10 protein-coding genes are annotated in these 12,572 nt (G+C 72.9%); 2 read left to right on the plus strand and 8 right to left on the minus strand.

Annotation, left to right across the window (positions count from 1 at the left end):
- Nucleotide 1: 1 nt before the first annotated feature.
- Nucleotides 2-949 carry an NAD(P)-dependent oxidoreductase gene (locus ACFC51_RS24705; RefSeq protein ID WP_376530810.1) on the plus strand — a complete coding sequence of 316 codons (948 nt, stop codon included), beginning with the start codon at nt 2-4 and terminating at the stop codon, nt 947-949.
- 32 nt (nt 950-981) lie between these two features.
- Here ACFC51_RS24705 and ACFC51_RS24710 read toward each other — a convergent pair whose 3' ends face one another.
- The 8 genes from ACFC51_RS24710 to ACFC51_RS24745 form a co-directional block, all read right to left on the minus strand.
- Complete coding sequence (locus ACFC51_RS24710) at nt 982-1,755, minus strand: TetR/AcrR family transcriptional regulator (protein WP_376368423.1); 774 nt, start codon at nt 1,753-1,755, stop codon at nt 982-984.
- Nucleotides 1,756-1,835: 80 nt separating this feature from the next.
- Complete coding sequence (locus ACFC51_RS24715; RefSeq protein WP_376530813.1) at nt 1,836-3,335, minus strand: MFS transporter; 1,500 nt, start codon at nt 3,333-3,335, stop codon at nt 1,836-1,838.
- A 315-nt stretch (nt 3,336-3,650) separates the two neighbouring features.
- Nucleotides 3,651-5,828, minus strand: a complete 2,178-nt coding sequence (locus ACFC51_RS24720) for a glycosyltransferase family 39 protein (protein WP_376530816.1) — start codon at nt 5,826-5,828, stop codon at nt 3,651-3,653.
- Nucleotides 5,825-7,135, minus strand: a complete 1,311-nt coding sequence (locus ACFC51_RS24725; protein WP_376530818.1) for a glycosyltransferase — start codon at nt 7,133-7,135, stop codon at nt 5,825-5,827. Before ACFC51_RS24725 ends, ACFC51_RS24720 begins: the two co-directional genes overlap by 4 nt.
- Nucleotides 7,136-7,161: 26 nt before the next feature.
- Entirely contained in the window at nt 7,162-9,033 is a 1,872-nt protein-coding gene (locus ACFC51_RS24730) for a sensor histidine kinase (protein WP_376530820.1), read from the minus strand.
- A gap of 4 nt (nt 9,034-9,037) precedes the next feature.
- Nucleotides 9,038-9,775 carry a response regulator transcription factor gene (locus tag ACFC51_RS24735; RefSeq protein WP_376368413.1) on the minus strand — a complete coding sequence of 246 codons (738 nt, stop codon included), beginning with the start codon at nt 9,773-9,775 and terminating at the stop codon, nt 9,038-9,040.
- 85 nt (nt 9,776-9,860) lie between these two features.
- Nucleotides 9,861-10,742, minus strand: coding sequence for an amidohydrolase family protein (locus ACFC51_RS24740; protein ID WP_376530822.1), 882 nt, complete (start codon nt 10,740-10,742; stop codon nt 9,861-9,863).
- 57 nt (nt 10,743-10,799) lie between these two features.
- Nucleotides 10,800-11,690, minus strand: a complete 891-nt coding sequence (locus ACFC51_RS24745) for a DUF2797 domain-containing protein (protein ID WP_376530824.1) — start codon at nt 11,688-11,690, stop codon at nt 10,800-10,802.
- A gap of 406 nt (nt 11,691-12,096) precedes the next feature.
- On the opposite strand from ACFC51_RS24745, the gene ACFC51_RS24750 reads away from it, so the two are divergent.
- The gene (locus ACFC51_RS24750) at nt 12,097-12,516 is read left to right on the plus strand and encodes a hypothetical protein (RefSeq protein ID WP_376368407.1); all 420 of its coding nucleotides are present in this window, start codon (nt 12,097-12,099) and stop codon (nt 12,514-12,516) included.
- Nucleotides 12,517-12,572: the final 56 nt, after the last annotated feature.

Below are 12,572 nucleotides of genomic sequence, written 5' to 3' on the forward strand. Positions count from 1 at the left end.
GATGACACCGCCCCGCCAGGACCCGCTCGCGACGGCCCGGCTGCTGACCTCCCCCTCCCTGGGCCCGGCCGTGGTGCGTGAGCTGGAACGGATCACCGGACGACCGGCCGGACCCGCCCATGTCACCGCCCCCGACGGCCCGTTCGTGTACGTGGGGGACGTGCTGCCCGAAGCGCTGCGGAGCCCGCGGCTGCTGTGGTTCCACAGCGTCAACGCCGGAACGGACGCGCTGCTCTCCGCCGGCCCCTGGCCCGAAGGGGCCCTGCTGACGCGGACCGTGGGGCGGATGGGCGAGCGCATCGCCCAGTACACGCTGGCCTGGGTGCTCGCCGAGTGCCAGTCCGTCCCGGAGCACACCGCCCAGCACGCCAGGGCGGAGTGGCGGCGGCTCCCGTCCGAACTCGTCGCCGGCCGGACCGCCGTCGTCCACGGCACGGGGCGCATCGGCTCCGCCGTCGCCGGTCTGCTGCGCGCCTGTTCCGTGCGCACCGTGGGCGTGGGGCGCACGCACCGCGAGGCGCTCGAGGGCTTCGACCGGGTGGTCGTCGCCGGCTCCGAGGACGAGGCGTCCGCGCTGGCGGACGCCCGGTGGGTGGTCTCCGCCCTGCCGCTGACCGGCGCCACGGAGCACTTCTTCGGCGGTTCCCGGTTCGCTGCGATGCGGGGCGCCACCTTCATCAACGTGGGCCGTGGGGCGACGGTGGACATGGCGGCCCTGGAGGCGGCGCTGCGCGGCGGGTCCGTGCGCCGGGCCGTGCTCGACGTCCTTCCGGACGAGCCCGCCGGGCCCGACGCCCCCGCCTGGCGGCTGCCGCGCACGGTGATCACCTCGCACTCGGCCGGAATCACGGCCGGCGAGGACGTCGTCGCCGACTTCGAGGCCTGCTGGGGGGCGGTGGCCGAGGGGCGTACGCCCGCGCTGGCCGTGGACACCCGGCGCGGTTACTGACGCCCGGCGGCCGGCCGCGCGGAGGGACCCGCCTACGCGCGGTGCGCCGCCCGCGCACGGGTCGCCTCGATGCCGGCGATCAGCAGGTCGAGCGCGAACGTGAAGTCGCGTTCGCGCATCTCCTCCACCGTGCCCCCGCCACGCGCCTCCATCAGCTCCTCCGAGGGCCGCATGACCTGCCTGAGCTGGGGGTCCGCGCGGATCGTGCCCATCGCACGCTCGACGTACTCGTCCTGGGTGAGGCCGGCCTCCTGCGTGCGCTGCACGAAGTGGCCCTCGGTGGTGCCGAATCCGTAGACGAACTGGAAGACGGCCGCCGTCGCGCCTGTCTGCCGCTCCAGGGGCAGCCCGGTGGCCCGTACGACGTCCTGGACGGCGTACGAGAACAGCATCGAGTGCGGGCCGATGTTCAGGAAACTGCCGATCAGGGCCGACACCCAGGGGTGACGCACCAGCATCGTGCGGTAGCTGGTGGCCAGTTCGCGCAGCCGGTCCCGCCAGTCGGCGTCCTCGGACGCCGCCGGGATCTCGCCGAAGACCGTGTCCAGGGCGAGCTCCAGGAGATCGTCCTTGGTGTCGACGTACCAGTAGAGGGACATCGCCGTGACGTCGAGCTCGGCGGCGAGGCGGCGCATGGAGAACTTCGCCAGGCCGTCGGCGTCCAGCAGCCGCAGGCTCGCCGCCGTGATCCTGTCCCGGTCGAGGCCGGTCGGCTGCTCCGCCTTGCGCGTGCGTGAGGGCGTCCGCCGGTCCAGCCAGACGCTGACCCGCGAAGGGCTGTTCCCACGGTCTGCCGCGGATCCCATGGCGCACGCTCCTTGTCTTGCTGTGGCACTCCTGCGTGCCGGCACCCCTGCCACGATGCTATGCCCGCAGCCCGCGGCACTCAGTCCGCTTCCGCGCGCTCCGCCCGCCGCAGCAGGGCCGCGGCCAGCAGTCCGCCGGCCAGGACCGCCGCGGCCCCGACGAGTTGGCTGGTCTCCAGGCCGGAGGCGAAGGCGTCCGTGACGCGCTCCCGCTCCGCCGGTCCGTCCGCCGAGGCCAGCACGGTGGGGAGCGAGGCCGCCCCGACCGCACCCGGTACGAGTGCGGCGAACCGCGAGTTGAGCACGGCGCCGAGCACGGCCACCCCGAGACCGTTGCCGAACTCGGCGAGGGTGCCGTTCACTCCGGCGCCCACTCCCGCCTTCTCGCGCGGGATGGAACTCATGATCGCGTTGGCCATGGCGGGCATGGCGAGCGCGACGCCCGCCCCCATGACGACCAGGCCGAGCAGCATGCCGCCGTACTCCCGGCCGCCCAGCAGCGCGATCGCCGTGAGCCCGCCGGCCAGCAGGGACATCCCGGCGCCGATCACGGCCGGCGTCCCGAGCTTCCCGACGAGCCGGGCGCCGAGCCCGGTGAGGTTGAGCGCGACGACGGTGAGGGCGAGCGGGGCGGTGCGCAGCCCGGCCTCCAGCGGCTCGTAGCCCAGCACGAACTGCAGGTGCTGGGTGAGCAGGAAGAGCGAGCCCGTCATCCCGAAGGCGACGAGGATCGCGCCGGCCACCGCGCCGGTGAACCGCTGGTTGCGGAAGAAGTGCATGTCCAGCATCGGGTACGGGACACGGAGCTCCCACAGGACGAATCCGGTGAGGACGGCGACCCCGGCGAAGGCGGTCAGCAGGACCGGGCCGGATCCCCAGCCGTGCTCGGGGCCGGAGATGATGGCGTACACGACGCCCGCCATGCCCAGGGTCGAGAGCAGCGCCCCGATCAGGTCGGGCCGGTCACCGCTCGGGTTCTTGGACTCCGGTACGAGCCGGACGACCGCGACGAGGCCGACGACCGCCACGGGGATGTTGATCAGGAAGATCGCGCCCCACCAGAAGTGGTCGAGCATGGCCCCGCCGAGCAGCGGGCCCGCCGCGAAGCCCAGGGAGTTGACGGTGGACCAGATCCCGATCGCCTTGACGCGCTCGGTGTCGTCGAAGATCTGGACGACGACGGAGAGGGTGGTCGTGATCAGCAACGCGCCTCCGACGCCCATCCCCGCGCGGGCGGCGATCAGCTGCCCGGAGGACTGCGCGAGCCCGGCCGCCAGCGAACCGATGCCGAAGACCAGAAGTCCCGCCACCAGCATCTTCTTGCGGCCGTAGCGGTCGGAGGCGCTTCCGGCGGTGAGCAGGAGTCCGGACTGGACGAGCGAGTAGGCGTTGATCATCCACTGCACATCGGCCGTGGAGGCGTTCAGCTCGGTGGTGAGGGAGGGGATCGCGACGTTCAGGACGGTGTTGTCGAGCAGCACCGTGAGCTGGGCGAGGCAGATGACCCCGAGGATCAGCCAGCGTCGGGCGTGGCCGTTCCGGGGGGTGAGGTCGTTCTGCTCGGCGGCGGTCGCCGTCATGCGGGCTCCTGGTTCCGGTGCAGTTGTACGGTGTATGGCTGCATGGCTGTACACCGTAAGGCACTTCCTGTACGCCGTACAACTCACTTACGGAAGTCGCCGGACCCACCTGCCGCACGCGGCAGGGCGGTGGCTCCGGAACCTCTGCCCGGGGCCACCGCCCTGCCGTCACCGCGTCGTCGTCACGGCGTCGTCGTCACCGCCTTCGCCTCACTGCCTCCGCCTCACTGCCTCCGTGTCACTGCCTCCGTGTCACCGCCTCCGTGTCACCGCCTTCGTGTCACCGTCCTGGGTTCGGTTGCGCGGCTGGGGGCGTCAGCTCGCCGGCCGGGTGAGGTCGTAGAAGGTCGCACTGCCCACAGTGACCTCCGTGAAGTTCTCCTCCACCCAGGCCGAGATCCGGGACGAGGTGCCTTCGCCACCGGCGCCGCCGCCCGTGCCACCCATGCCGCCCGAGATGAAGTAGTGGATCCTTCCGTCCTCCACGTACTTCTTGAACTGGGCGAGCGTCGGGGACGGGTCGCTGCCGTTGAATCCGCCGATCGCCATCACCGGATCACCGGTGGCGAGCTGGTAACTCGCGGCGTTCTGCGAACCGATGGCAGCGGCGGACCAGGTGTAGGCGTCGGCGTTCTGCTTCAGGAGCGTCTTGGCCTCCGAGTCGACGGAGGCGCCGTTGAGCAGGCCGCCCATGCCGCCGCCGCCCGTACCGCCGCCGGGCATGCCGCCCTGCATGCCGCCCGGAGCCTGGCCCTGCTGACCGCCCTGCCGCCCGCCGGGCGCCTGGCCCGGGGTGCCGCCGCCCGGGAAACCGCCGCCCTGAGCTCTGTTGCCCGGTGCCTGGCCACCGCCCTGCTGGGCCCCCTGCTGCTGGCTGCCCTGCTGGGTGCCCTGGCCGGGAGGCTGCATGCCGCCGCCGCGACCCCCACCGCCACCGGGGCCACCGCCGGGTCCGCCCGTGCTCGCGCCCGAGGGGCCCGCGGTGACGATCGAACCCTGGTGCCCGGTGTTCAGCGTGCTGACCGTGTACGCCGTCGGCCCGGCCAGCGACGCGGCGAGGCCCAGTCCCACCACACCCAGCGCGAGCGGCCGGCCCAGCCGCGCCGCGAGCAGCAGTCCCACCGCGGCCACGAGTCCGCCGATCAGGACGGCCCAGCGCAGCCAGGGGAAGTAGTCCGGGGTGCGCCCCAGCAGGACGTACGACCAGACGGCCGTCACGGTGACGGTCACTCCGAGCGCGGTGCCCGCCCACCACCTGGCCCGCTCCTCCCAGAGGACCGTGGCGCCCATGCCGACCAGCGCCGCGATGTAGGGGGCCAGGGCCACCGTGTAGTACTGGTGGAAGATGCCGGCCATGAAGCTGAAGACGAGGGCCGTCATCAGCAACGAGCCGCCCCAGGCGAGGAACGCCGCCCGGCCCGTGTCCGTACGCTTCGCCCGCCAGGTCAGCCACACCCCCACGACCAGCAGGATCAGCGCGGCAGGCAGCAGCCACGAGATCTGGCTGCCGATCTCGGAGTTGAACATCCGGCCGATGCCGGTCTCGCCCCAGCCGCCACCCTGGCCGCCCCCGCCACCACCGACGCTGCCGGTCTCCTCGCCGTTGATCCGGCCGAGCCCGTTGTAGCCGAAGGTCAGCTCCAGGAAGGAGTTGTTCTGCGAGCCGCCGACGTACGGGCGGGAGGAGGCGGGCCACAGCTCGACGATCGCCACCCACCAGCCACCGGACACGATCATCGCCAGGGCCGCCAGGCCCAGCTGACCGCATCGCTTCCGCACGGGGACCGGCGCGAACACCGCGTACAGCACGGCGAGCGGCGGGAGGATCAGGAAGGCCTGCAGCGTCTTCGACAGGAAGGCGAGGCCCACCGCGACGCCCGCCCAGACCAGCCACTTCGTCCGGCCGCCCTCGAACGCGCGCAGCACGCAGTAGACGGTGACGGTCATCAGGAGCGCGAGCAGCGCGTCCGGGTTGTTGAAGCGGAACATCAGCGCGGCCACCGGCGTCAGCGCGAAGACCGCCATCGTGATCAGCCCGGCGGCGGCCGTGAAGCGCCGGCGTACGGCCGCGTACAGGACTCCCGCCGTCGCGACACCCATCAGCACCTGCGGTGCGAGGATCGCCCAGGAGCTCAGGCCGAAGATCCGGACCGACAGGGCCATCGGCCAGAGCGTGGCCGGGGGCTTGTCGACGGTGATCGCGTTCGCGGAGTCCAGCGAGCCGAAGAAGAAGGCCTTCCAGCTCTGGCTGCCGGCCTGCACGGCCGCGGAGTAGAAGGAGTTCGCGTAGCCGGAGGCGCTGAGGTTCCACAGGTACGCGAGCGCGATGACCAGGAGCATCCCGCAGAAGGCGGGCCTCACCCAGTGCGGGTCCTCGGGCCTGCCCCGGCGGATGCGCCGCGACAGGGGTTCCCGGCCGCCCGCGGCGTGCGCGGGCACCCCCGGGGTGCCGGGCGGCGCCTGGACGTGGTCGGAGTGCGTGGCCGCGGTCATCGGACGTTCCTCAGTTCGTGTGCGGCACCCTTGCGGGCGTCCTGGTGGTCGGTGCGCCGGTCGGGGAAGACCCAGGCACGGAAGAGCAGAAACCGCAGCACCGTCGCCGCGAGGTTGGCCGCGATCAGCACGGCGAGTTCCGTGCCGTGCGACGCCGAGCCGGACGCCGTGCCCAGCGCGGCGAGCGAACCGCTGGTCAGGGCGAGTCCGATCGCGAAGACGACGAGGCCCTGCGCCTGGTGGCGCACGGCGCCTCCCCGGCCGCGTACGCCGAAGGTGAGTCTCCGGTTGGCCGCCGTGTTGGCGACGGCGGAGACCAGGAGGGCCGCCGCGTTGGCGAACTGCGGGCCGGCACCGAGCCGGAAGAGGGAGTACAGGGCGAGGTAGACCAGGGTCGAGAGCGCGCCCACGACGCAGAAGCCGGCCAGCTGCCGGGCGAGTCCGCGCGGCACCCCGGGCACGGTCCGGTCGCGCGGGTCGTCCCCGAAGGGCCGCGCCAGGCGGTCCAGCGGGAGCGCCCCGGTGGCCAGGGCCCGGCCGACCCGCCAGACGCCCTTCAGGTCGTCGGTCGCCGTCCTCACGATGTGCACCGTGGAGTCGGGGTCGTCGACCCAGTCGACCGGCACCTCGTGGATGCGCAGACCGGCCCGCTCGGCGAGTACCAGCATCTCCGTGTCGAAGAACCATCCGGTGTCCTCGACCATCGGCAGCAGCCGCTGCGCGACCTCGCGCCGTATGGCCTTGAAGCCGCACTGGGCGTCGCTGAAGCGTGCGGCCAGCGAGGACCGCAGGATCAGGTTGTAGGCCCGCGAGATGAACTCCCGCTTCGAACCCCGCACCACCCGCGAACTACGGGCCAGACGGGAACCGATGGCCAGGTCGGAGTGACCGGATATCAGCGGGGCCACCAGGGGCAGCAGCGCGTTCAGGTCCGTCGAGAGGTCGACGTCCATGTAGGCGAGGACCGGGGAGTCAGAGTGGGACCAGACCGTCCGCAGCGCACGCCCCCGGCCCTTCTCCTCCAGCCGGTACGACCGCACCTCGGGGATCAGGTCCGCGAGCCGCACCGCCACCTGGGGCGTCCGGTCGGTGCTGGCGTTGTCCGCCACGGTGATCCGGAAACCGTAGGGGAACGTCCGCGCCAGGTGGTCGTGCAGGCGCAGCACACACGTTTCGAGGTCCTTCTCCTCGTTGTATACGGGGATCACCACGTCGAGTACGGGTACGGGAGCGCCGGCAGCGCCGACCGCTGCGGCCAGGAGGTGTTCCCGGGCCGGCAGGGTGCTCCAAGGAGTGTCGGTTCGCATGACACCGACACTCGCCAACCGCGCTGTCACATCCGTGTGCTGCGCCTGTGGTCGGCCTGTGAGTGCGCCGGGGAGGCGTCGGAGGAGCCGTTCCGGGCCTCCACGGGGGCGCACGGGACGGGGTTCTGTCGCTCCGAGGGCGCGTACGGGGAGGGTTCCGGCCGCCCCGAGGGCACGGACAGGAAGGGGTCCCGCGGAGGCGCGTACGAGGTGCCGCCCGGGCCCGCGGGAGGCGCGTACGGGGCACCGCCCGGGCCCGCCGGAGAGACGTCTCCGGGGTGCGCCGGGGCGGCCGGGAAGGGGGCAGGGGGTGCGGCCGGGAAGGGGGCCGGGGAGGGGACCGGGGGTGCGCCCGTGGTGCCGTCCGGTCCGTGGCCCTCGTGGACCGCCTCCGCCGGCAGATGCGCCGCGAAGACCGTGTTCCCCGGCACGGAACGCACCTCGGCCACCCCTCCGTGGGCGGCGACGACGGCCTGCACGATGGCGAGGCCGAGCCCCGTCGATCCGGCATGGCGGGAGCGCGAGGCGTCGCCGCGCGCGAACCGTTCGAAGACGCGTGGCTGCAACTCGGCGGGGATGCCGGGCCCGTCGTCCTGGACCTCGAGGGTCACCCAGGGAAGGTCCCTGCGCGCCGCGCGCACCCGTACGGTCACGGTGGTCCCCGGCGGTGTGTGCGTACGGGCGTTCGCCAGCAGGTTGACCAGCACCTGCTGGATCCTCGTCGGCTCGGCGAGCACGGTCGTGGGCACCTCCGGCAGCTCCAGCCGCCAGTGGTGACCGGCTCCGGCGGCACCGTCCGAGGCCCGGTCCGTGACCCTGGCATCGCTGACCGCGTCGATGACGAGCGGCGAGAGATCGGTGCTCTCGTACGAGAGCGGCCGTCCCGCGTCGAGGCGCGCCAGAAGCAGCAGGTCCTCGACCATGCCCGTCATCCGCTCCGCCTCGGACTCGATCCGCCCCAGAGCGTGCCGGGTGTCGGGGCCTGCGTCCTCCCGTCCCCGCCGGGTCAGTTCGGCGTACCCGCGGATCGAGGCGAGCGGAGTCCGCAGCTCATGGCTGGCGTCCGCGACGAACTGCCGGACCCGTGTCTCGCTCTTCTGCCGGGCGTCCAGGGCCGAACCGACATGGCCCAGCATCCTGTTGAGAGCGGCGCCGACCTGCCCCACCTCGGTGCGCGGATCGGCCTCCGCCTCCGGGACCCGTTCGAGGAGGGCGACCTCACCGCTGTGCAGAGGGAGTTCGGAGACCCGGGTCGCGGTGGCGGCCACCCTGCGCAGCGGGCGCAGGGCGACACCGACCATGGCGGTACCGGCGATCCCCGCGGCGATGAGCCCGGCTCCGGTGACACAGACCTCGACGAGGATCAGGGTGTTGACGGCCGTGTCCACCTCGGCGGTGGGGATGCCGACCAGGACGGAGGTCCCGGCGCCCGACGGGACGACCTGCACGCGGTAGCCGCCGAGGCCGGGAAGCTCGACGTCATGCGCTTCGCCGTCCGGGGACACGTCGGCGGCCTCCAGGGCATCCTTCTGGGCGCCCGTCAGCTCCTCGGCGTCCTCCCGGGCGTCCGGCCCCTTGATCACCTTCGACGAGGTGACGGAACCGTCGGAGACCACGGCGCCGAAGGAGTCGGGCGTGCCCCTGCCGATGAAGGCGAGCGGCTCCTCGCCGTCGCTCTCCGGTCCCCCTCGGGGACTCTTGCCGCTGCCCGGCGGGGGCGCCTTGGCCACCATGGCGATGTCGTGCAGCTGGCCGTCCAGCTTCCCGTACATGTACTCGTGGAAGGCGATGGCGGTGACCGAGCCGATCACCGCCGCGACGACCGCGATGAGGGTGACCGCGTACACGACGAGCCGGGTCCGCAGCGTCCAGGGGCGGCCCGTGTTCCTCCTGCTCACCGGGTTACTCACCGGGCTTGATGAGGTATCCCGCCCCGCGCCGGGTGTGGATCATCGGGGTACGCCCCGCGTCGATCTTCTTGCGCAGGTAGGAGATGTACAGCTCGACGACGTTCGCCTGGCCGCCGAAGTCGTAGTTCCAGACCCGGTCCAGGATCTGCGCCTTGCTCAGCACCCGGCGCGGGTTGCGCATCAGGAAGCGGAGCAGCTCGAACTCGGTCGCCGTGAGGTGGATCGAGTCGTCGCCCCGGCTCACCTCGTGGCTGTCCTCGTCGAGCACGAGGTCACCGACGACGAGCGTCGACTCGCTGCGCACGGATGCGGTGCCGGAGCGGCGGATCAGCCCGCGCAGCCGTGCCACGACCTCCTCCAGGCTGAACGGCTTGGTGACGTAGTCGTCACCGCCCGCCGTGAGCCCGGCGATCCGGTCCTCCACCGCGTCCCGCGCGGTCAGGAACAGCACGGGCACGTCGGAGAGCTCGCGCCGCAGCCGGCCGAGCACGGCGATCCCGTCCATGTCGGGCAGCATCACATCGAGGATCACCGCGTCCGGACGGAAGTCGCGCGCCGTGCGGAGCGCGTTCGCGCCGTCCCCGGCGCTGCGCACCTCCCACCCCTCGTAGCGCAGGGCCATGGAGAGCAGCTCGGCGAGCGGGGCCTCGTCGTCCACGACCAGCACCCGGACGGGACTGCGGTCGGGCCTGAGCAGTTCTGTACGCCCCTGGGGCGAGGTCGTCGTCATGGCTCAAGCCTGTGAGACGGCCGTGAGAGCGAGCTTTCGCCCACCTGTGAATTTGCTGAGAAACGCCCGCCCGGACGGCTTCCCCTCAGCGGAACAGTTCGGCCGCGTTCCCGTGGCAGACCGCGCGCAGCCAGGCGTCGCCCAGCTCCAGCCGCTCCAGGGCATACAGCTGGTGGACGTACGGGTACGGGATGTTCGGGAAGTCCGTGCCCAGCAGGATCCGGTCCCCCAGGTCCGCCAGGCGCCCGCGCTCCGCGACGGGGAACGGCATGAAGTCCTCGGTGAATCCGGTGAACGCCATGGTCGTGTCGAGCCGCACCCCGGGGTACGCCGCCGCCAGCTCCAGGAACTCCGCGTACTCCGGCATTCCCATGTGCGCCACCACCAGCTTCAGCCGGGGGTGGCGGGAGAGCAGCCGGCCGATCGGCCCCGGGCCGGTGAACGCGCCGGGTGCCGGGCCGGAACCGCAGTGGGTCACCACCGGGATCCCCGCCTCCGCCAGCAGCCCCCACACGGGCTCCAGCAGCGGATCGTTCGGGTCGTACCCACCCACCTGGAGGTGCGACTTGAAGACCCGCGCGCCCGCCTCGACCGCCTCGCGCACATAGGTCCGCGCGCTCTCCTCGGGGAAGAAGGTCGCGGTGTGCAGACAGTCCGGCACCCGGGCGGCGAACCCGGCCGCCCAGCCGTTCAGCCAGGCCGCCATGCCCGCCTTGTGCGGGTAGACCATCGAGGTGAACCGGAGGACACCGAACGACCGCAGCAGCGCGAGGCGTTCGTCCTCGTCCTGGCGGTAGGTGATGGGCCACTCCAGACCGGTCAGCGGGCCCACCGAGTCGAAGTACGCCCACACCTTGCTCAGCACCCGCTCCGGCATGAAGTGCGTGTGGACGTCGATGATCCCGGGCAGCCCCAGCCGCTTCCAGAACCGCAGCACGTCCTCGCGGTCGCGTTCGTCGGTGCCCATCTGCCCCACCCGCCCCATCCACCTCGTACGTCTCCCGGAACGATCCCGGCGACGATCTCAGAACAGCCCGTCCTGGACGCCACCGCCCCCCACGGCCACGGTCGGCACGCTCGTCCCCGCCCGCGCGTCGGCGCCCTCCAGGTCCCAGCCGGTGACGAGCCGCGTGTCCAGGACGACGATCCCGTCGGCCGCGGTCTCCAGGTGGAGATCGGGTCCGGCGGCCGACACCAGCCGCCCCGCCACCACCCCGCCGTCCGCGAGCCCGGTCACCACGCGCGCGGCCGGCCCCGCGGCGGCCAGCCCGAACACCCCCGCGTGATCGACCGCCTCGAACGGCAGCCGCTCCAGCGCCGCAGGCCATCCGGCCCCCTCCAGCGCGGCGGCCTTCCGGTACAGCCCTTCGATCTCGGCGGCCCGCTCCGCCGGCCCCGGCAACTCGCCGCGCACCGCCCGCTTGCGCGCGTACGGGATCCGGTCGGGCACCCCGAGCGCCGTGCGCAGCAGCTCCTCCGTCCGCCGGGCGGCCATCAACGGCCCGCGTCCCAGCCAGCTGAACACCACGGCCCCCTGCTCGCGCAGCCGCGCGGCCTCCCGCGCCTCCCCGGTGATGCCGACCTTGACCATGCCCGGCCCGAACCAGGCCAGGTAGACGCGGTACGGACGCGGGTCGTCGGCGATCGTGTCGGCGGCCACGGAATGGGCCCGGTCCAGGCGCGCGCACACCTCGCACCGCGCCCCCGTACTCCGCGCGGGCACCACGGCCCCGACCGGACACGGGTTGTCGCGCGCCCCTACACAGTGCCGCTCCCCGCCGGCCCGGAAGCCGAGCTCCTTGCCGTACGCCAGGACGCTCACCCGCCCCGGCCCGGCCCGGTCGCTCCGCGCCCAGCCGAGCACGGGCCCGCCGTGGCCGGGCCAGCGCAGCCCCGTGCACCTCCAGCCGCTCATGCCCGGCCCGTGCGGAGGGTGCGGAGGTGTGGGCGCATGGGTCGGGTCTCCTCGGGGGCGGTCGGCCTCGGACGGTCCGGCCAGGGTTGGTACCCCACGACCGCGAGCCGCAGAAACCCTAACGAAGGGGCGGCACCGGCCGACGCCCCGTCCGGACGGGAAGACGGGGAACGGCCTCGCCCCGGCGCGCGTATGTCCAGAGCATTCTTTCTGGACAGTCCCTCCAGTCGAGCACCGGACGGTCCACACTCACCCTCGTGTCCTCACCGGAGATTCCGCTCCCGCTCTCGCCCCGGCAGGCCGCCGAAGGCGCGCGCCACGGGCCACGGTTCATGCCTGAAGTACTCAGACGCGATCGAGTACATGCGCTCCGGCACGCCGCGCCGCGAGCCGGGAAGCTCGACCCATGCGAACACCTCTTCGGAACGCCTCCCACCAGCTGTGGACGGCCCTCGTGCCCTTCCTCGCCACGCTCGCGCTGTGGGCCGCCTGGCTGGGCTGGGACCAGCACCGCGACGTGCACCCCGACGGCTCGACCTCAGGGCCCTACGAAGCGTGGCAGGTGATCGGGCTGGTGCTGACCCTGCTGGCGCCCCTGTACTGGGCGGCGTCCCGGCAGAACATCGCGGGCGCGGTGCTCGGCATCACGGGCGGCCTGGGAGTCGCCGCCTTCTACGACTGGTCGGACGACTCCAGCGGCCTCTTCGTCGTCGGCGTGGGCATGATCGTGGTGGGAAGCCTCCTCACGACGAGCGGCCTCGCCCTCGGTATCGCCGCCCTGACACGCAAGGGCAGAGGCCCCGGCGCGGGCGGGGGAGCCGGCTGAGGCGCCCGTCCCCCGGCCTGCCCCTGCCCCCCCCCGGCGGGGGCAGGGGGGACCGG

This window comes from Streptomyces sp. NPDC055962 (assembly GCF_042270185.1).
In the GTDB taxonomy this organism is placed as follows: Bacteria; Actinomycetota; Actinomycetes; order Streptomycetales; family Streptomycetaceae; genus Streptomyces.